The organism is Nitrospira sp. MA-1 (assembly GCA_032139905.1).
GTDB lineage: Bacteria > Nitrospirota > Nitrospiria > Nitrospirales > UBA8639 > Nitrospira_E.
This window is the reverse complement of the sequence record JAQJDB010000007.1, coordinates 267,490-288,672: the sequence shown is the minus strand read 5'-3', so window position 1 is coordinate 288,672 and position 21,183 is coordinate 267,490. Positions and strand designations below refer to the sequence as shown.

18 protein-coding genes and 1 pseudogene are annotated in these 21,183 nt (G+C 51.0%); 6 read left to right on the top strand and 13 right to left on the bottom strand.

What is annotated here, in order from left to right; translation table 11 throughout:
• Position 1 precedes the first annotated feature (1 nt).
• The 3 genes from PJI16_14065 to PJI16_14055 all read left to right on the top strand — a co-directional run bounded on the left by PJI16_14065 (position 2) and on the right by PJI16_14055 (position 2,042).
• Positions 2-607 carry a cytochrome c gene (locus tag PJI16_14065; protein MDT3778686.1) on the top strand — a complete coding sequence of 202 codons (606 nt, stop codon included), beginning with the start codon at positions 2-4 and terminating at the stop codon, positions 605-607.
• Between the two features lie 25 nt (positions 608-632).
• On the top strand, positions 633-956 hold the full coding sequence (locus tag PJI16_14060) for a hypothetical protein (GenBank protein ID MDT3778685.1): 324 nt from the start codon (positions 633-635) through the stop codon (positions 954-956).
• 477 nt (positions 957-1,433) lie between these two features.
• Positions 1,434-2,042: a Slp family lipoprotein gene (locus PJI16_14055; protein MDT3778684.1), complete on the top strand. Its 609-nt coding sequence runs from the start codon at positions 1,434-1,436 to the stop codon at positions 2,040-2,042.
• Between the two features lie 219 nt (positions 2,043-2,261).
• On the opposite strand, the gene PJI16_14050 is transcribed toward PJI16_14055, so the two are convergent.
• The 4 genes from PJI16_14050 to PJI16_14035 form a co-directional block, all read right to left on the bottom strand.
• Complete coding sequence (locus PJI16_14050; protein ID MDT3778683.1) at positions 2,262-3,128, bottom strand: hypothetical protein; 867 nt, start codon at positions 3,126-3,128, stop codon at positions 2,262-2,264.
• A gap of 451 nt (positions 3,129-3,579) precedes the next feature.
• Positions 3,580-4,065: a response regulator gene (locus PJI16_14045; protein MDT3778682.1), complete on the bottom strand. Its 486-nt coding sequence runs from the start codon at positions 4,063-4,065 to the stop codon at positions 3,580-3,582.
• Between the two features lie 128 nt (positions 4,066-4,193).
• Entirely contained in the window at positions 4,194-4,862 is a 669-nt protein-coding gene (locus PJI16_14040) for a hypothetical protein (GenBank protein MDT3778681.1), read from the bottom strand.
• Between the two features lie 218 nt (positions 4,863-5,080).
• Entirely contained in the window at positions 5,081-5,710 is a 630-nt protein-coding gene (locus PJI16_14035; protein MDT3778680.1) for a hypothetical protein, read from the bottom strand.
• Between the two features lie 467 nt (positions 5,711-6,177).
• Between PJI16_14035 and PJI16_14030 the strand changes: the two genes are divergently transcribed.
• Entirely contained in the window at positions 6,178-7,455 is a 1,278-nt protein-coding gene (locus PJI16_14030; protein ID MDT3778679.1) for a DUF3391 domain-containing protein, read from the top strand.
• A gap of 208 nt (positions 7,456-7,663) precedes the next feature.
• Positions 7,664-7,996 (top strand): hypothetical protein, encoded by a 333-nt coding sequence (locus PJI16_14025; GenBank protein MDT3778678.1) that lies wholly within the window; start codon positions 7,664-7,666, stop codon positions 7,994-7,996.
• 101 nt (positions 7,997-8,097) lie between these two features.
• On the opposite strand, the gene PJI16_14020 is transcribed toward PJI16_14025, so the two are convergent.
• The 9 genes and pseudogenes from PJI16_14020 to PJI16_13980 form a co-directional block, all read right to left on the bottom strand.
• Positions 8,098-9,054: an NAD(P)-dependent oxidoreductase gene (locus PJI16_14020; protein ID MDT3778677.1), complete on the bottom strand. Its 957-nt coding sequence runs from the start codon at positions 9,052-9,054 to the stop codon at positions 8,098-8,100.
• On the bottom strand, positions 9,051-10,112 hold the full coding sequence (locus PJI16_14015; protein ID MDT3778676.1) for an agmatine deiminase family protein: 1,062 nt from the start codon (positions 10,110-10,112) through the stop codon (positions 9,051-9,053). Before PJI16_14015 ends, PJI16_14020 begins: the two co-directional genes overlap by 4 nt.
• A gap of 168 nt (positions 10,113-10,280) precedes the next feature.
• A pseudogene (locus tag PJI16_14010) lies at positions 10,281-10,607 on the bottom strand (DUF559 domain-containing protein).
• A gap of 455 nt (positions 10,608-11,062) precedes the next feature.
• The gene (locus tag PJI16_14005; protein ID MDT3778675.1) at positions 11,063-11,935 is read right to left on the bottom strand and encodes a carbon-nitrogen hydrolase; all 873 of its coding nucleotides are present in this window, start codon (positions 11,933-11,935) and stop codon (positions 11,063-11,065) included.
• Positions 11,936-12,084: 149 nt separating this feature from the next.
• Positions 12,085-15,774 carry an NB-ARC domain-containing protein gene (locus tag PJI16_14000; protein MDT3778674.1) on the bottom strand — a complete coding sequence of 1,230 codons (3,690 nt, stop codon included), beginning with the start codon at positions 15,772-15,774 and terminating at the stop codon, positions 12,085-12,087.
• A gap of 247 nt (positions 15,775-16,021) precedes the next feature.
• On the bottom strand, positions 16,022-16,225 hold the full coding sequence (locus PJI16_13995) for a hypothetical protein (GenBank protein MDT3778673.1): 204 nt from the start codon (positions 16,223-16,225) through the stop codon (positions 16,022-16,024).
• A 263-nt stretch (positions 16,226-16,488) separates the two neighbouring features.
• Positions 16,489-17,274: a hypothetical protein gene (locus PJI16_13990; GenBank protein MDT3778672.1), complete on the bottom strand. Its 786-nt coding sequence runs from the start codon at positions 17,272-17,274 to the stop codon at positions 16,489-16,491.
• A gap of 83 nt (positions 17,275-17,357) precedes the next feature.
• Entirely contained in the window at positions 17,358-18,806 is a 1,449-nt protein-coding gene (locus PJI16_13985; GenBank protein ID MDT3778671.1) for an alkaline phosphatase D family protein, read from the bottom strand.
• A gap of 27 nt (positions 18,807-18,833) precedes the next feature.
• The gene (locus PJI16_13980; protein ID MDT3778670.1) at positions 18,834-20,306 is read right to left on the bottom strand and encodes a YihY family inner membrane protein; all 1,473 of its coding nucleotides are present in this window, start codon (positions 20,304-20,306) and stop codon (positions 18,834-18,836) included.
• A gap of 165 nt (positions 20,307-20,471) precedes the next feature.
• On the opposite strand from PJI16_13980, the gene PJI16_13975 reads away from it, so the two are divergent.
• Entirely contained in the window at positions 20,472-21,044 is a 573-nt protein-coding gene (locus tag PJI16_13975; protein ID MDT3778669.1) for a tetratricopeptide repeat protein, read from the top strand.
• The last annotated feature ends 139 nt before the right edge of the window (positions 21,045-21,183 follow it).

Here is a 21,183-nt window from a genome sequence, read left to right as displayed (position 1 = left end):
TATGTTTAAACGAATTAAAGTATTTTTCATTATTGTTCTTCTCTTCTTGGTCGGGTCTACATTGGCGGCGCTCTGGTTGTTACCTGGGACGTTTTCCGCCAAATCCACTCCGCCCGAGTGGGAAGTGAAAGCGGCCAGATTTATTCGCCATCTAGCCACCCCCAGCCACTTCCTTAAGATGACGAACCCGGTCCCCCATTCTTCTGAAGCACTAGGGGAAGCTCGGCATCATTTTGCCGATCACTGCGCCACCTGCCACGCCAATGATGGAAGTGGAAAAACACATATGGGTCCGAATTTCTATCCTCCTGTTCCTGACCTCAGAGACACAGCCATTCAAGCGATGGCTGATGGCGAATTGTTTTATGTCATTCATTACGGCATTCGATTTACCGGAATGCCGGCCTGGGGGAAAGGTCCGCCGGAGGAAGATCTCGACAGTTGGAAATTAGTTCACCTTATTCGACATTTCCCCGATATCACTCCTGAAGAAATCGCAGAGATGAAACAATATAACCCTCTTACCCGCGCAGAACGGGAGCAACAAGAAGCCCTTGATCAATTTTTATCAGGAGAAGATGTGGTACCCCAGGAGCACCACCATTGATTTTATCATCCAAGGAGTTGTCATCATGAAATATTTCAGTATTCTAGCCATTCTGTGCTCCATGTTTCTGACTGCTCCCGCCTGGGCACACGGCGATGCCGCTCATGTCATGGGAACCGTCACGGAATCGGGAAATGACCATGTGGTAGTCACAACCCCAAAAGGAGAAACCCTGACCCTTGCCTTTCACCCTAAAATTACGTTTCAACAAAATGGCATTCATGTAGAACATGCCCGACCGCAGGTTGGGGACCGACTCGTGGCCGAAGTTTCAAAAAAGGGAGTCCCTGATAACCGTGACTGGGTTGCGACCGAGATCACATTTTCCACACCCAAAAAGAAGCCTTGATTGCTGAGAGCGATTCACGACCAAGAATGAGAAACAACAGTCATTCGGTTTTTTATTTAAGCCAAATCCAGTCTTCCATCTGGAAGGACCGAACCAAAAGTGCCACACCCCGCATATTCCTTATCTTCTCATGATAATTGCATTATTCGATACTCCAGAATATTTATCGTTTTGACCTGCCTTTAACAGTCCATGATGACATCATACCCATGGCTATCCCAGAATTCCTAACGATACCTCAGAACTCCCTGGCGCCCCCCCTCCTTTACAAGCAGGACAGAACAAAGATTGAGTAAACGAGCCGGAGGGTATAGTCACCATGGAGGAACCAGCCTGAGATCACATCTGGGGGAAATGGAGCCAGTCGTGTTTACAAAAAAAAACCTTTCGGGTCGACCGGATCATCTGAGGTATCTGTTTAATTTGCATCTCTTGATCATGGAGGAATATCCTGTAATAAGATGATGAAGGAGCAAAATGACCTACTACAGGACCAGTAGACTTTCACGTGTTATTTTTCGCTATAAACTAGTTTTCCTTTTTTCGCTCGCAGCCATTTGTGCCGGATGCTCTACCTCCTACAAAAACTCTCTTCCTCCTGACCTGGCAGAACACATTGAGCCAGGATTAATGTTTCCGCGCATTAAAAATGACCCGGACAGCTTCAAGGGAAAACTGGTTATACTGGGAGGGCAAATCCTGGCGGCAAAACGCTTAGAAGACAGAACTCAACTCACGATCCTTCAATTGCCCCTCATCACTGAGGAGGAGCCAACAACTGAACTCACTCAATCCGAAGGACGGTTTATTGCGGAACAGCAGAAATTTTTAGATCCTGCCACAGTCCCTCCCGGAAGCCGGATCACCTTGGCAGGAGAATTATCCGGCTCTGTCCAACGGAGTCTCGATGAAGACATATATACCTATCCCACTCTCCTCATAAAACATTTCAAAATCTGGCCAGCGTATTCTTCTGAATACCACCGGTATGGACCTTATCCTTCACCATTTTTTTACCCCTATGCATACCCGTACTGGGGTGGATATGGCCGCTTTTATCCGTATTACCCATTTGGATATTGGTAATGCGCTCTCTCCTAAACACAAACTCACCCTCGCTACTAATTTCCCGGAGAGGCCGGATTCTTCAAGCACACCATTAACTCCTAAAGCTTAGGACAACCTAAGAAATCCGGGGAGCCATACCAACGCGATTCAATATCTATAAATAAAAAAAGGAGGAGGCATGGCCTCCTCCCCAAAAAAAATGGGTATTTCAAATAAACTGAAAAATTGACGAGAGATTTATAACTTCGTGTCCGGGTATTGTTCTGGGGATATGGATTCGGTCGGCATCTTTTCAACTGGCAGAGCTTCCATTGGCGGAGCTTCCAATGAATGCTCATCCCTGACAGAGCTTTCCCCAATGGAGACGTCTTCCACAATAGGATTTCCCTCAATTATCCTGGCTTCCATAGGAGCGGGAGCGATAATTGCCACGCTATCGAAATCAGCCATCAACCCTATCGTATCCTCTCCACCGTCTAATATGAGAGTAATATTTGTAGTCTCGTTCCGCCATTCCGCCACCATCTTCAAATGGCCACGAAGCAGGGCTTGTCCCCAAAGACTTTGATCATATTGGTACAACGAATCTAACCAGATTTCTTGAAACGACGTCGGCATACCATAGGACTGGGTTATCCAATCTTTCACCGTATGAAAATCTTGCACATAGTCCACAGCATCATCATGTTTTGGTTCAAAGAGATAATTCGCCTGAGCAAGTTGATCTTCATAAAATGTGTAGGTTAACGACGCATCAATTTCTTCGATTTGACGACGATACCCTACACGTTGCTCATAAGGCTCCAATACCGGAGATTGGAGTTCCCAAACTGGCTGCACCGGTTCATTGAGTTTTACCTCCTGAGCATTCATTCCCCACTCCGTACTTCGCCGTTCAAAAGTCTGGGGTTGAGCAGGAACGACCGTTTTTTGAATCACGGATGGTTGCGGTTGGTGGTGAGTTGGCCCCGCCAGTAAATGACCATTGGAATCCCGGTGACGGGTCAATATCAAATATTCAGATGCCTCAAAGGCCAAACTTGTCGTCAACAGTGTTGTTCCCAACATGACAACTGCGCCCGTCAAGCCAAAAAGTGTTTTCATAGAATTTCCCATTGTCCTCAAGGTTTTCAATCGCAATGAATAATCAGAGGATCCCTGGATAGATGAATACACAGGTGGATCTCCCGTTATCACTACTCGGCAGTCAATATAGAATAGTGTCGGTTATTGAGGAGGGAACTTAAGGGGGAGAGAAACCAGAAAACACTTATCCCGGCATAGCGTACATTCATGCCCTTTATTTTGGCTCAGAAGTAGTGAAAACCGGGCACACCGAAAAGAAGAGTGCGAACAACCAAAAGAGGAGAAAGCGGTCTTATGAAGTGCCCTTAATGCGTTCCTTTCCGTTCAAGATTCTTCACGTACCAGGCCATGACTAGAGGAACGGAAAGACCAATCTAAAACGTGAACGCCCACACGGATGGAAGAGAGAAAAAAGAAAAGACACCAAAGTTTGTCTGGGATAATGGCGAATACGGCACAACACCGACTTTCAACACCAGGCGACATTGGAAGAGCAATTCCCACCACGTCCCGTCAATGGCTGTTTTAGGACTTCCGCCCAGTGCTTTCTCAAATTGACAAACATCTGGATATACCCGGCATAGGAATTGGGTTTTTGCATGTATCCATTCACCCCCATACCGGCGGTGGAACAGATATCCTTTGGAGCAATCGACGTGGTCAACACCACAATGGGGATACATGCCAGAGATGGATTCTTCTTGATTTCAGTGAGAACTTCCCCTCCGGTCATGTGAGGCATATTTAAATCCAGGAGAATCACACTGGGGCGTGGCGCACATTCTCGCCTTGAAAAGAGGCCACGGCGGTATAAGTAATCCAGCAATTCGGTGCCATCATTCACACACCGCAATTCTTGTCCAAGCGTGATTTCGTCCCATGCCTCTCTCACAATTTCGCAGTCATCGGGATTATCATCAACAAGCAGAACCGTATGGATAGGCAGAGTCATCATGAATATTCCTTGAATTGACTAAACGAGAGATTTTGTGAGGGAAAATACCGATTCCCAATAACAAAGAACCACTGACCTCTATCGGCAATTTTCAAAAAACCTTTCCTGCATAACCTACAATCCCACTTTTATGGTTTTGCGGATTCCGTCGAAACACCCACCGCCGTCAAGGAAGGAACATTGAGATGAGAGGAGAACAACTGTCGAAAGGAAGGAGTCTCCGGAAATTTTTTTGGCAATTGCTGGAGTTGTCGGAAATGCAACCACTGCAGGAGCGCATCCCAGCCGGTCACACGAATAACATCGGCATGGGGAATTCCACGATTCCAGGGTTGATCCATGACAAAAACTTGTCTGTCGAGAGCACGATAGGCCTGAATATGATGAGGGTGATCGTCAATCGCGGCTGTTATCGATTCGGGAATGTCGGTTTTCTCTTCGGTGTGATACAGCGCATCAAAAGGAAGACCATGCTCCTCTAACCAACGAAGAGTTTGGGGTCGAGAATACGGACGCCGGGCCGTCACGATGATAATCCGATAACGACGATGGATGAGTGTCAAGGCCAGCTTTGCCCCAGGAAACAGCGGTAAACGTGGGATAGACTCCTGGTGAAACCTGGAGAAAATTTCCTCAAGAAGCTCAGGCGCTAATTGACTTGCATCTAATCCACCAGCACTCCCATACAGACCCACAGGCCATAACCTCCCGGTCAATTCCTGAAACAACCGCTGCACTTCCGGCTCCGCGCAGCCTAAGACATTATCAATATCAACCGCGAAACATGGTCGGATCATCGAAGATTACTCCATAAATGTTTGCTTGAGCACGTCATCCTACGAAAGAAAACTCCAACACAACAGATGCGCCCTCGTCGGATGGATACCATAGAAACATTTGAACTATACAAGCAAGCTGGCCGGAAACACCCTTGGTATACCATACAGTTCGAACATCACACCCCTCACCCACAGGGATTACCATACATGAGACCGGATGTTCAGCAAAAGAGAGGTTATTGAGATAGCGTTGCAGCAAAAGGCTGCTCGTTGAGATGGCTTCGAAGGGGGCGATGGGTTAACGCGAGATATGCATGTTTGATGGACCCCACCGGTGACACTTCCATCAGGAATGGAGTCTCCCAATCATCATCCGCCACGTCCGGTTCCTCCGGAATGAGCACTCGCCGATACCGTTGTTCATGCGCAGCTAATATCTTTAAGGGAACTCCTCCCACAGTTCCCACATGTCCATCCATGGTGACGGTCCCCGTTAGAACCGTCGTCTCATCTACAGGATCATTTTTGGCAAGGGCCACGACATTCAACGCCGCCATGGCCGATAAACTTTCCCCATATAGTGTGACACCGGGATATGGGAGCATAAACCTGACCGTCCAGGAATCAGAATTAAGTCCGGCAGCCTGAACAACCAGAATGAGGGCGTCTTTGACCGATTGTTGGGCATAGGGTGAAAACTTCCCTGGCCTGGTAAGAAATTGAAGATCCAACCCTTTGTGATCTCGTCGCTGAACAAACTCCAATTGAACTTCCGCGACAATACCCACCTGTTCAGATTGTGCATTCGTCGTGGTCCCAAGGATGGGAATCGCCCTTCGAACAGGCTTAATCGGAAAATCGGTCATTGAGGCCGCATAGCTGGAAGAAGAAAGACCCCATGACAGGAATATGGAGAGAAGGACGCCTCCGAGGAATAACCAAACTGTCGAGGACACATCCTGTAGAGAAGCAGGGCCAACAGTCAAGGAGTCTGCCCACTTGCTCTGAAATGATGTTCGACATCCACCCATCGCCATCCCCCGTGAAAGCTGTCTTCACCTTTTCGGCCTGGCAAGGAGCACACTTAAGCTTTACGAGGGCAGGCACCATCTCTTGCGTTCTCTGATCGTCCCTAGGCTTTATCAATTCATAGATGTTTCTTTCACCGGACAACAGGGACATTCTTGATAGGGGGAGCGCTTCAATCTCATCACATGTCCGGCAATGACGGAGAAGATTAAGAACGCGCGAAAGAACACCGAAGAAGACATCGGGCATTTTCCTCAATTGAGGGAATGAGATTTCCATTCTAAAACGTCTCATCGGTAAACCTATGGCCATCAAACGAATTCCAACAACATCGGTTCAAGTCGGAATGTACCTCTGTGGAATCGATCGCTCATGGTTGAAGACTCCCTTCCTCGTGCACCGGTTTCTCATTAAAGATTCAAGTGACATTGCCAAATTACAACAGGCCGGAATTCAAGAAATCACGATTGACACTAATCGTGGACATGATGTGGCATCAGATTCTGAACTGCCACAGACTCAAAATGATGAGGTCTCATCCAAACAGGGTCCTCCGATACGTGATTCCTCCGTCCCCCCGAGAACTGAACGTCTTCAGCTGCTCTCACCCTCTATTCAGGGAAAATCACTATCCGGTGAACTCACCACGATGAAGCTGGTGCGGAAGTATATGCTTGAGGGCGTGCAGGATATCCTCCACACACTACAGAAAACCGGAGGGCTCGCCATAGAACAGGTTCATCAAATCACTGAATCCGTTATGGCTGAAACCCTCGGACATGAAGAAGCCTGCATCGCCATGATTCGGACAAGAGACTTTTCTCCTGTCTTGTACGATCACGCGCTCGCGGTCAGTACATTATGCGTGTTACTTGGACGAGCTGTGGGGTTGGACAACACCACGTTACAACACTTGGCAAGCGCGGGCCTCCTCCATGACGTGGGGCTCTTGAACCTCCCACAAGTCCTTCATCGGCCGCTCAACCAGTTATCTGACTCAGAATTAGGCCTGTACTATAAACATCCCCGACGGGGAGTCGACATGCTGTCTCAACAGTCTTGTTTGGCTGACGAGGTCGACACGTTAATCCGCGAGCATCATATCGCACTAGATGGCTCAGGATATCTTGCGAAAAGTGATCCGGCGAAAATTCACACACCCACCCGAATCCTTCGTATTGTCGACGAGTATGATGAATTATTGACCGGTCACCATACCGGCAATCCTGTCCCGGTCAGAATCGCACTCCAAACGTTGTATCAACAAGGCAGGAAAGGGCTGTTAGATGGCGAGCTAGTGGCGACCTTCATTAATCTTATCGGAATTTATCCCACCTATGCCCTGGTGGAATTAAGTACCGGTGAAAGGGGAATCGTCACAGCGAATTCAAGAGATAATCTGCTTCAACCTACAATCCTCCTTATCCAGGACGAAATTCATCGCCCCTTGCCTGAACCGATCCCGTTCAATGTCTCGGTGCTCTCCTCTCATGAACCACGGCCAGAAATTGTGCGGGTCCTCGCTCCGGAACAAGTCGGCATTGACCTTGATTCTGCTCTGGAAAATTGGATGACGTTGTAGCCATCTCTCCTCTCGGTCAGATCGCGATGACTTTCTCGCTCCACTCGGGATTGATCCGTTTCCGAACGCCGAACCGCAATTCACAGCAATTTCAAGAAAAAAGCACCACTGAGTCCGCCCGCAAGGTTTAAAAACGGAATGCCGATACAGGCCCAGGCATTTCCCGACCAACCCGCACCGCACCAGAGGCGGAACGGAGGGCTCAAGAATGGAAAAGATCCGACAGCAACCGACCACAAGAACATGGCGTCTTCTCTGCCTCACAGGCCTGGCCCTCTCGGTCGCATTCATCCTGAATGAAGGACAAGCCAGGACATTGCCCATGCCTTCCTCCACTCCATCCATCAACGGGCAAAGTACTCACCCCACACACATGGCATCAAAGATCCATCCTTTAGAAAAAGATCATGCTTCCCAATCGACAAAACCCACCACCCACCATGATAGAGGAACCCGGGAAAGGTATAACGAGGAAAAACCACAAAAGAAAAAATTCGGGTTAGCGATTTTATTTCTCGGAACCTTCACAGAAAAGAGCTAATCCCCTTTTTGTTAAAGATAGAACACTCTCCAAAAATTGGAGCAAGGCAGATTCTCACAGAGGCAAAAAATTGGGGAAATTCAGGTCCGAATTTGAATTACTCAGACAAAGAGCGAGGGGGAGGAATCTTCGGTGAGAAAGGTCGGCGACAAATCTTCTAGTGCCAACAACAGAGCATGGGTACCGGAAGGCCCGTGACCCTTGGCTTGAATCGCCACATAGAGCTTTCGAACAAGTGACAGTCCTGTCAGAAGTAAGCCCATTCGTTTGGCTTCATCTAACGCCATACCCATATCTTTAATGAAATGCTCCACAAAAAATCCGGCTTCAAAATCCCGTTTCAATATCCGTGGCGCCAAATGGTCAAGTGTCCAGCATCCCGCAGCCCCACTGGATATGGAGCGTAACAAGGTTTCGCCATCCAACCCGGCTTTGTGGGCATACAATAACGCTTCACACACACCGATCATCGTGCCCGCAATCGTTATTTGATTACAGAGTTTGGCATGCTGCCCGCATCCGGCCTGGCCTTGATACACCAGAGTTCTTCCAAACACGGATAGGATCGGTCTGACCGCTTCAAACACCCTTGAATCCCCACCCACCATAATGGACAATGTGCCATCTCTGGCCCCAATGTCACCGCCAGAAACCGGCGCATCAAGAGCCGACGCAGATTTTGAACCGGCCTGACTAGCTAATTCACCGGCCAGCGTCGGCTCAGAAGTGGTGAAATCCACAAAGATCTGACCCGGACGAGCCTGTGACAACAAGCCATCTGGTTGGAGATATATCCGACGAACGTCCTGAGGAAATCCCACCATCGTACACACCACATCGGCCTCCGCGACTAAGGCTGCCGGAGACTCTGTCCACCGGGCCCCTTGGTCCAACAACATCTGAGCTTTAGAAGGGGTGCGGGTATGTACCGTCAAGGCATACCCCGCACGAAGAAGATGTTCACACATAGGGGCGCCCATGACTCCAGTCCCAATCCATCCAATTCGAACAGGCGAGGGAAGAATAATAGGATCGGCCGCAGGGGAAGAGGTATTCATGAACGCTCCTTGAAGATCGACAAATGATCAGAGGCTGGTTGTTGTTGCGTCAAACAATGTATGGTCCCGAACCCCCAGACCAGATCCACGGCATGAATACCCACCACGGTGCGATCAGGAAACAGGTCAGCCACAATCCCTACCGCCACCCGATCCTGAGGATCATTAAAGGTGGGCACCAACACGACAGCGTTGCCGATATAAAAATTGGCATAACTGGCGGGTAGCCGTCGTCCTTCAAAATACAGCGGCCCAGGCATCGGCAAGGGCACCACCAGTAACTTTCTCCCGTCTTCCACCCGCATCCCCTCTAATCGCTCGGCATTTTCAGCCAATGGACGATAGTTTTCATCGGCTGGATTGGATTCCTGACAGAGCACCACCGTATAGGGATCCACGAACCGGCACACATCATCCACATGCCCATGCGTATCGTCACCAGCAATGCCTTGTCCCAACCAGAGAACCTGGGAAATGCCTAAATGGCTGCCAAACACTTCCTCATAATCCCGTCGAGAATACCCAGGATTCCGTACCTGCACCTGGGCATCCAACAAACATTCTTCCGTGGTCAACAAGGTCCCTTGGCCGTTCACATCGATGGCACCACCCTCCAGAACAACCCCTTTCCGATTTCGCTCAACCGGAACCACGGGAATCTTCAGTTTCGCGCCTAACCGAACCGGGATACGATCATCCAATTGCCAATCCGGATACTTGGCCCAGGCGGTAAAGCGAAAACGGGCAATCGCTTCTTGATGATCAGGCTGATCCCGTCTCACGAAAATAGGGCCAAAGTCCCGCGCCCACCCCCGATTGGTCGGCACACGAAAAAATTGAATACGGGTAATATCGACCCCAACTTTGTCTAACACCCGCCGGGCTTTTAATTCATGGTCTTTGTCATTCACGAGAATTCGAACAGTTTCTCCACCAGAGAGCTTTCGAACCATTTCCCCATACACCCAAGAGATTGCTCCCATTTTCCCCGGCCAATCTTTCGTATTATGGGGCCATCCTAGCCAAGTCGCCTCGTGTCGCTCCCACTCTGCGGGCATTCGAACCCCTATCGCAGATCCTCTCGCCGTATGAGGGACTTTTGCCTGATTAGAGAAAATGCGAGTATGGGCATCCTCTGATTCCATCTCCATGCTAGTGCTCGGCTCTGAACAGGTGACAGGGCTAGAGGAAGAATGTGGGTTCTCAGAATGTTCCATGACTCTCACGATCTCCTCCACCACATTCTCAGGTTTAGCCAGAATCTCATCATTTAAAAATCGAAGTACACGAAACCCTAAAGCCGTTAAATACTTGGTGGACTCCTCATCAGTGGTTTCTTGTTCTCGTTGTTCTCCACCATCCAGCTCAATGATCAGCATCCTTTCCAAACAACAAAAATCAACGATACCCTTACCGATGGGATGTTGCCGCCGGAAATTCCATCCCTTGATCTGACCATCTCGAATTTCCTCCCAGAGCCGCTGTTCAGCATCGCTTTGATTCCCACGTAAATGAGCCGCAAAGGATCGCCATCTCGGTGAAATTCGCTTCAACTTTCCCCCTCACTCTTCCTTCAGTTCCTCTCGGAACCACATCACAGCGGGGCAACCGAATCATCTAGCCTTATAAATAGGCGAAGCACAACAGACATGTATGGGGCTGTTGAAAAAAGCCGCCAGCGGCGTTCTCGCCATTTTTCCGTGCTCACGTACTGGAAGTACGCTCTGCGGGCAAAAATGGCTGCGGCCTTGCTAGACGAACTTTTTTGAACCGTCCCGAGGCCTCTGGTATGCAACGTACCTGTGGGTCAATTTGCCCTTGGAAATTATTATTATTCAGCACTCCCATGTCTAGATTTTTATGTCACAACCCAGGTTGTATCGAAAAAAATGGTAGACAACAATGAGTTCGCTCTCCTTATCTTGAAGCCTTCTCCATTCAACAGAAAGCGGGATGGAAAGGAATGACAGTTCAGATCTTACCGAGGACAAGTCAAATAGGCCCTGTGCTATTCATCTAAAAATCTCTTTGTGATTCCTCCATATGCATCAATGCGTCGATCGCGAAGGAAAGGCCAGTTACGTCTAACTTCCTCAATGCGCTTCAGATCGATATCCACCACCAGCGTTTCTTCTTTCTCAACTGACGCTTGAGCCAGCACCACACCAAACGGATCACACACAAACGAACTGCCCCAAAACTCCAACCCATCACCCCCGGCCGGAGCCTCATGGCCGACCCGATTCACCGCCACCACAAACACACCATTGGCGATGGCATGGCTGCGTTGAATGGTTATCCAGGCTTCACGCTGGGCCTGGCCCTCTTCTGATTTTTCTTTGGGATGCCAACCAATGGCCGTAGGGTAAAATAAGATCTCCGCTCCCTGTAGGGCGGTCATCCTAGCCGCTTCGGGGTACCACTGATCCCAACAGATCAACGTCCCGACCGTTGCATGCGTCGTCTTGATCGCCTGAAACCCCCGATCCCCTGGGGTAAAGTAAAATTTTTCGTAATAGGCCGGATCATCGGGTATGTGCATCTTCCGATACAGACCGGCCATCTCTCCCCGTTCATCCAACACGACAATGGAATTGTGGTACACCCCTGCCGTCCGCCGCTCAAACACCGACACTAAAATGGTCACACCACGGGCATTGGCAATCTTGCTCAATGCCTCCGTGGAAGGCCCAGGCACGGTTTCTGCCAGATCAAACAAGACCGCATCTTCCTTCTGGCAAAAGTATTGAGAGCGAAACAACTCAGGCAGACAGATAATCTGCGCCCCGTTTCGCGCCGCATCCTCAACCTTGCCAACGGCTCGTTCCAGATTCTCAAAAGGATTGGCCGAGCAGGCCATTTGAATCAATCCAATTTTCATGTCAGTTCCCAAACCTACTTTCTGCCCTCTTCCCTTCACTGTCTCTTTGAAAAGAAAAACACTTAAAAGGGAGCAAAAAATACAAAATTAATAAAACCCTAGAAGACTAATTTATTTGCATGCACAGGACAAGCAAAAAAATTGTTCCCTCACTCAACTCCCTCAAGACGGAGGATATGAATACGCCCGGCTCTTTCTCCAACTATAATCGTTTTGCTATCAGGAGAAACCGCGCAGGAGCTAATCACGCTCTCTCCGATAAAAGTGGCGACCTCCTTCATGCTGGTCAAATCCCAAACTTTGCACGTCCAATTATCCGAGGCCAAGACCGCTCGCATCCCATCCACTGTCAATGCCACCGCGGTCACCCTGCCACTATGTCCAGGTAAAGTATACAGTTCCTGCCCCGTACCCAAGTCCCACACTTTGCACGTCTGGTCGTTCGATGCGGAAATCGCCCGCGTCCCATCCGCCGTCACCGCCACCGCGGTCACCCCGTCACTATGTCCGCGTAAAGTATGCAGTTCCTGCCCCGTGCCCAAGTTCCACACTTTGCACGTCTGGTCGTCCGACACGGAAATCGCCCGCGTCCCATCCCCCGTCACCGCCACCGCGGTCACCCCGCCACTATGTCCGCGTAAAGTATGCAGTTCCTGCCCCGTATCCAGGGCCCACACCTTTAAGGTTTGATCACCCGAGACCAAAACCGCACGCCCATCCGCCGTCAGTACGACCGCCGTCGCCCCGCGACCACATCCAGGTATAGTCTGCAGCTCCTTTCCTGTGGCAAGATCCCACACGATACATGGCGAATCCTCCGAAACGGTAATCGCCTGCGTCCCATCCAGCGTCACTGCCACCGCAATTACCCAGCCGCTATATCCGCACAAGGAATGCAGTTCCTGCCCCGTGCTCAGGTCCCACACTTTGCATGTCCGATCTCCCGAAGCCGAAATCGCCCGCGTCCCATCCCCCGTCACCACCACCGCAGTCACCCAGTCACGATGCCCGCGTAAGGTCTGCAGCTCCTGCCCCACGCTAAGATCCCACACTTTGCACGTCCAATCGATTGAGGCGGAAACCGCCCGCGTTCCATCCGCGGTCACCGCAACCGCTGTCACCGGGCCACTATGCCCGTATAAAGTCTGCAGTTCTAGCCCCATGCCAAGGTCGCACACGATGCAGGTCTGATCAGTCGTGGCCAAAATGGCCCGCGTCCCATCCGCCGTCACCGCCATTGCCCTCCCCGAGGCACGATTCAACCTTAAGGTCTGCAGCTCCTGCCCCGTGCCCAGATCCCACACGATGCATGTCTGATCAGTCGTGGCCAAAACCGCCCGCGTCACATCCGCCATCACCGCCACCGCGCTCACCTGGCCAGGATGTCCGCGCCGTAAGGTATGCAGTTCCTTCCCCGTGTGTAGGTCCCACACAATGCACGTTCCATCCTCCGAGGCGGAAATCGCCCGTGTCCCCTCAATCGTCACCACCACTGCGCTCACCCAGCCACGATGCCCGCGAAAGATCTGCAACTCATTCCCCGTCCTCAAGTCCCACACGATACATGTCTGATCCTGGGAGGCCGAAATCGCCCACCTCCCATCCGGCGTCACCGCCACCGCATTTACCCCACCATGATGCCCGTGAAAAGTCTGTAACTTCTGCCCTGTCATCAAATCCCACACAATGCAAGTCCCATCCTGGGAGGCCGAAATCGCCCGTATCCCATCCGCCGTCACAGCCACCGCCCTCACCGAATCATAATGTCCGCTTAAAGTGTATAACCCCTGCCCTGTGGCTAGATCCCACACAATGCACGTCTGATCATACGAGGCCGAAATCACCCTCGTCCCATCTGGCGTTACCGCAATTGCATTTACTAAGGCACTATGTCCGCTGAGAGTCCGAATGAGTGGCCCCCCCGGCGCAATTAGACTTCCTTGCAACGGCCGGAGCCACTGGTGTTTTCTCCATCGTTTAGACTTCTCAACCAAATTCTTGATTTCAGTAGAGTCTTCATTTTGTAAACGACCGAGCAATTGCCCTACCAATTGTTTCGGATCTTTTCCTACAATATGTGCTGAGAGTCTGATGGCTCCCTGAACCACGCTGAAGATTTCCTCACTCCTTATCCAATCAAAATCCGAGAGCAGAGCCGGCACATCTAACGTTTCCAACTTGGCATAGAGCCAGTCCACATTCAGAAGAAAGTTTTTTAACTCCTCCCACCGCTCGGCCCTGACCAGATGATAGGCCAGGTAGCGGCAGAGATAAGGGTCTTGTGCGGATTTGATTGGTTCATGCTTCAGGTCGTAGGTATCAAGAAATTGTCCATGAAGTCCCGGTAAATGCGAAGCCACTTGTTCTTCCAGATAGGTTCGCACCACATCATGCAATTGGATTCGTTGTGTGGTGGGATCGTAGGACAAAAGAAGTGATAATTGATTCAACCGGGTGCAGAGTTCCTCTGTGTCGAAGTCGTCCAAACCTCCGGTTGCATTCCAGAGTTTGGCGATCGCCATCAGCGGAATTTCGACATCCTCGGGAAAGATTGCGAGTTCCTGATAGCGGACGAGTTCGTCTTCTTTCAGATGTTCGAAACTAGCCGTGAGGGTAGCAGCCACAGCTTGGTTGCGTTCGACTGGATTTCTGGCATCAAATGCGGTGAGACCACGCTTTTCTAAGGCTTTTTGCACATAAACCAACGCGGCTGGAAGGGGCTGCCTCATCGTGTTCACCCGTTCCCGGAGGGCGCCATTGACTAACTTCAACAAGAACGGCCATCCCCCTAATCGTGCGGCTAAGGATTGAAGCGCTGTAGTTTCGGCATTTGCCAAATCATTGGCCGGCAGATCGAAGGCTAACAGGGCCAACGCTTCCTGTTGTTGCATGGCATCCACCGGCACCCGAAGTCTGGCGGTTTCAGGAAGTGTGCAGCTGTCTCTTGTGGTAATGATCCGCGCGCACCGTTTGCCTCCACGCAGGAACGGGCGCAAATGTGCGGCATTCCAGACATCGTCAATGACCATCAGACAATCTTTGTCTCCCAAGACCTCAGCCAGCCGAGCCAAGGCATCTTCTTCGTCCACAAAGTTGGGACGTTCCTCGGTGAGGGGGGCATAGAGTTTCGTCAATCCGGCCATGGTATTGGGTTGTTCACCCAGCGTGACCCAGAGAATGCCGTCGTGAAAGGCATGCTGTATCCGTTCATCGTGACAGAGGGCCTTGGCCAGCGTCGTCTTCCCATAGCCCCCGGCGCCTTTCAGGGCAGCAGTGATGGCGACCGGCTCCTCCTGCTTTGGGTCCAGCAGGCTTCCGGCCAGTTCTTCGAATTCTTTGAGCCGAGGCACGAAGCCGGCCGGGAGGTCATCGGGCATGAATGACACCCGCGTACCCTGATACGGACTCTCCAGCGTGCGGATAAAGCGGGTCCATTGTTCAGGGACGTCGGTATCAACCCAATGCACATCCCGCATCCAGCGAGGGAGTTGGGACAGATCCAGGTCGGGTTGCCCAAAGACCGGAATGACACCAACCCCTTCCTGCCGTGCCTGCCGCCATTCTTTTCTGACGATGGGCGAGACCAATGCGGCTTGAGTCATAACCAGGACCATGTATTCCACCTGCTTGAGTGCTTCCAGAATTTGGTCCCACCAGTCTTTGCCCCCTTCCATTTGCGTGCGGTCTTGCCAGAGGGAAAATTTTGGCTGGCCCGGATCTTCAGGTTCGGTGAGCTTTTTCCGAAGGTCACGCGCGAAGTCTTCGCCATCTTCCCGGGCGTAAGAGAGAAAGATTCGTGGCTGATTTCCAGAAAGGGGGGAATTAATTTTTTTTGGCATCTCGAGTGAATCCCGTTTGATTATCTAATCCAATGTCCCTTTCACATTGGGATATTACCTCTTTAAGCGCCTGAGAATTCAATGATTCTGCAATCGCTTATGATGGACAGTGGCAAGAAAAAAGTAAAGCCTGTGCGGAAGGAATGGAACAGGAGACTGATCCATCTTCCAAACAATTTCCGAAACATTCTTGTGTTGGAATCATGCCAGGAGCGCCTGCCATTCAACATCGAATCCCTTGAAGTCTCTAGCCCCTCCCTTCTCCGACGCCTGCCGCCCGTCCCCTGATCGGACGCTCTTTGTCTTGGCGGGCCTTGTGTGTGCGTAGCGAGTTGGCCCGCTCCCCCGTGTTTAGCGTCCGATCAATCAGATGAGAAGGGCGGGGCGTCAGTGGTTTTGGGTCCTTTTGCCGAAACAAAAGGACCTCGGCTGCCGGGCCGAAACCCGGCATCTCTCGTCCAGTCACATACATGCCAGTCAGCAGATAAAGTAAAGCCCGAGGAGGAGCAGGAAGAAGTAGATAAAAACTTGGGACTCGGCGGCACAAAGGGGAAAAGACTTGCCTTCGGAGATACGAGAAAACACGGTGTAGTTCCCAACATCATTCATCGGGAATCTATCAGGATTCTTCTCAGATGGATTCCCGCTTACTACTGCGGGAATGACGGAATTCCAGCCACGGCCCTAACCGTAACATCCTTATACATCTAGAACCTATTCGTCGCAACCGGCCATGGCACACCCGCGATCTCGAGCAACAAACACCCCGGCCACTTTCCGGTCTTGTTCCTTGAAGGCCTTGTGCCACCAGCAGGCCGCATTCCAGAGATGCTCCGGGGCGCTATTACGTTCCGAGGTACCCGGTGTCACACCCAAGCCGAGTCCTTCAAAGATGAATTCAATATAGGAGGACGCCGCGATCGGCGTGCCTTCCCGCAACGGATTGCGTTTGGCCCCTTGGGACCAGAGATAACTTTGCCAAACTCCCAACATCTCCCAAAAATTGTAACGCACACGATCCTGATTCCAGTTCATCGCCCGTTTCTTAAGTTTCTTGGCATCCTCGTCTGACATGCTTACCGCCACCAACCCCACATTGGCATCAATATCCTTATTCTCATACAGGCCTAAGGTGCCTCCGTTGATGCCATTACATTCCGGCCTTGGAAAGATCCCATTCCGTGGATGCAGCGGGATTTCCAGGATCGGCAGGGATCTCAGCGAGGTTCGAGAGGTCACCGTTTCCGCCACCACAAAGACATGCGACCAAAAACTCGGGCGGAGATCCCAACGCAACATGGACTGGGCGGTTCGTAGCGTATGCCCGGGAACATCCCGGCTGCCGATCAACACTACGGTCATCAATCCACGATTGCCAATATCCTGTTTCTGCAAGTACGCAAACGCATCATTAAAAAATTGCAGGTTGGTGCGTTTTCCATATTTGCTGGTCCAGTCTTTAATGTCCGGATTTCTGGTCGAAGTTTGAGAATGGCGCATGATGAGTTCCTTTCTAGACGAGGCTTAGAAAACGCACACAGGACATAGGCTGGCATCCATGACCCATCGAGTCGAATAATCCATTACCGGAGCAACAACTCCTTCTTCCACAAGCACCTCAGGGGACCACCCAGACCTTGAGGTGGAGCGGTTTCATCCCAATCAATTTCAATAACCTTGGCCGGCAGACTCCATAATTCCAATTCGAATCGGACTCGTGGCGATCCCCCATTCTGACTTCCGGACACCATGCGCACGAGACCCACATTATTTTGAATGGTCATGATATCGATGTTCGTATGAGGATCGATCCGCCACACCGACTCCTTTCCTTCCGCATTGGGAAGGACCCGGATTTTTTCTGGCGGGGCTTCGGGTCTGGTATTACCTGGATTGATCATGGCTGCCGGCGAGGCAATGAATTCCGGCACCCCATAGGGGGCATCGGAAATTGGCCCATGGGCTTCCGCATATCGACCCGTATGAATATCCCCGGACAGAATCAGGATGTCATGTGGCCGCTGTTGGGCATTCTGTCCGGCTAAGGACCGTTCGATCACCCGCCAGAGACGGGCGTAGTCCTGCTTGAAATTCGACAAGGAATGGTCACGGAAATCCCCGTCTTTTTGAAAGAGTGGTTGGCCCAGCCCCAAGACTCCGGGCCCCGTTAATCCCTGTTGCCAGGCTTCCAGCGCCACCCACTGTTCCTCTGACATGAAATGACTGGTCCCTTTGTCGTTACACCTTTCGCGCTCTGAACGGGTGTCGGTCATAAAAAACGAGACCGGATTGATCTCAAACCGGTACCAGCGAGCCTCGTCAGGATTCAAACATCGTTGATACTGGTAATAGAGGTCTTCAGCCCCTCCTCCGTATTTTTTACAATTCTTCGAATACCAGGTCTGAGGTAATTGGATTTGTTTTTCAGGATAATCGTTCCAGTATTCATGGTCGTCACAGGTAAAAAAGTTCGGGCAGATTTGTAAAGCTTCCCGATAGGCCTCATCTCCCCAATATTGGGCGTATCGCTTCGCATAGAGTTCGATGCCCTCATCGCCTAAATCCCACGCATTCGGCCAGTCTCCATACACCTGATCACCCAGTAATAATTTAAAGTGCGGATGAGCCAACTGGCCCAACTCCTGAAGACCGGACCGGTAATATCCCTCGCGATCATTGTTATGCCAAAAGCAGGAGGCAAACAGAAAGGTCACCTGTTGAGCGGCGAGGTGGTACGGCATCGTCCACCATTGAAAGACCTGGCTCTCTTGATTTGTTGACAGGGTGACCGAATAGAGAGCGCCTTCTGGCGGACCTGGAGTGTTGAGCGTAAGGACCATCACGCCCATTCGCCGCTTCAATCCTGGAAGTTGGGGGAGGAGTGTCCATGTATTCTCTGACGGGACCGTCGCATTCTTCTGCCGCACCTCGATTTGCGGCGGAGAAAAGTTGCCTTCCCCTTTTTTCGAACACCAAATCCGCCAGCCTTGGCCCTCCATCAACGGCGCACCCGGGACAATCCACATATTCATCTTGTTCCTTTTATCACCATAGGCTGATTACCTTCCCGGCCCTTTCCCAACGACAGGAGGGTCGGCTTGTCTGGATTCTTGGAGGTGGTCTGGAGGACCGGGATCCTCACCCTCCGACTCAGGATGAAAAGCCCCACCAGAATCTTGGGTCTGGGGATGGTCGGTTCCAGCCTCTTCTTCAACGACTTCAGGTTGACGTCGTAGTAAATCCCGCAATGTCATACCTTCCAAAGCAGCCTCCACCGCCGCATCCCGACGCATAAGCACCCGACTAATGATATCGGTCCCTACCGTAAAGGCTTGGGGTCCGCCATGGGATTGATGCTGCACCACTCGTAACACCTCGACAACCGGAATGTTTTCCGGTGCCTGGGCCAATACCAATCCTTTGGGGTCATCACCTTTCACAACCATCTGCCCTTTCACCAGATCATCGATGAGCGACTCCACCAAGGTTAGAGGCACACCCTGCGCGCGAGCTAACTGCTCTACCTGGAGAGGCGGCTTCCCCAATAAAAACCGGCGGGTAATATGCGTGAGCAATGACAGCGTGAGGTATTCTCGAAAGAGTGGAGTCTGGCGCTTTCGACCCAAATGAAGCAGATATGCGGATGGGTGCTGATGATAATAGGCGACTTGAGCTCCCGCCAGTACAATGAGCCACCCGACGTAGAGCCAAATGAGAAAGAGGATAAGCACGGCAAAGCCTGAGTAAATGGCACTATATCGTCCTGTCCCTACGACAAAGGATGCAAACGCCAATCCGGCCACTTGCCAGAGCAGTCCTGCCGTCACCCCTCCCACAAGCGCTGAGTTAAATTTGACGTTTGTATAGGGCAGAAACTTGTAAATAAACGTAAACACCAGGCACATAAAAAAGAAGGGCAGCAGATTGGTGAGCACGACCATCAGATGGCCAAGCGGCTGGACTTCCAGAATTTTTTGGACAAGCCAATGACTTTGCGCCGAGGCCGTGAGTCCGAAGGCCGTAAAGACGAATACAGGACCCACGAGGACGACACTTAAATAATCGGTGACCCTTCGGGCCAAAGGGCGACCTGCATCAACCCGCCAAATTGAGTTCAGTGCCTCTTCAATTTTTTCGATGAGCGAATATGTGGTATAGAACAGTCCCGCAACGCCCACCGCCCCCAAAACACCAACTTTCATGTTGTCGACAAACTGGATGATATTCGTGGTAATCTCAATTCCCTTGGGCCCGAGCGGATCCAACGCTTGCGCCAGAATAGGTTGGATCTTTTGATGAATGCCGAAGGCTTTGAGGACCGAAAAGGTGACCGCTAAAAACGGAACCAGGGAGAGGAGAGTGGTGTAGACCAAACTGGTGGCTCGAATACTCAGGACACTTTCCTGAAATTCGGCGACCGCCACCAATGCCAAACGCAAGGTTTTGACGCCGAACTGTCGAAAACCGGTTAGCGCATTGACATCCTCCTTCCACACATCCTCCTGGCAATATCGCAATACTTGGTCAATCATCTTCATCTCCGTCACAGGTCTTGCACCCGGGTACCCTACAAAGAGTGACAGAAAATGTCCAGAATGCCACAGGATTTTCCCATGATCGGGCCCAACTTCTAACACGCGTGGTTCTTCACTTACTTGGCTCCCTAGTCAGGCGTAAAGACTCGTCCTCCGATATTTATGAAACACCCCGCACACCGAACATTATTTTTATGGTGGCTGCTTGCAGGCCTCATTTCTTTGCTTACCGGATGCCCGACATCCTCCGAATGGGATCGGCAATGGGAGCAAGTCCATGCGAATATCACCCGTGGACAATTTCAAGAAGCCAAAGACCTGCTTCATAGTCTGTTACCGTCCGTTCGCAAACATGGGCCGACCGATGAACGATATGCGCTGGTAATTTTTCAGTTGGGAGAGGTCGCCCGGCTAGAAGGAGAAGAGAGTCTGGCCGAAGCCTATTATTGGGAAGCCTTGCCCTTGCTGGCTCAATCGTTGGGTGCTGAACATCTTCGGATGGCCGATCCTTTAGCCGCACTCGCCTCGTTGTATCAGCAGAAAAACCAATTAGAGATGGCCCGCCCACTTCTCAAACGAGCCTTGGCCCTTCGAGAAAAGTCCTGGGGACTTTCGGACCCGCAATTACTCTCAACCCTGCAAAACTACCATGCCCTCCTATTGGCGGGAGATCACCAGAAGGAAGCGACGGAAATTGCCGGCCGCATTGATCGAATTCTCAAACGCTCCTCCTAATCCTTCTCATGTTTTTCTCCAAAAATTTGCTCATCGTTTCGATCTTGCGTCAACCACTTCAGTCGAGCCTTTGGCGGGCTGGTTCAGCCCTAGCATCTTCTTGCCCTTTTTCGGGAATATGGTTACCATTGACACAATT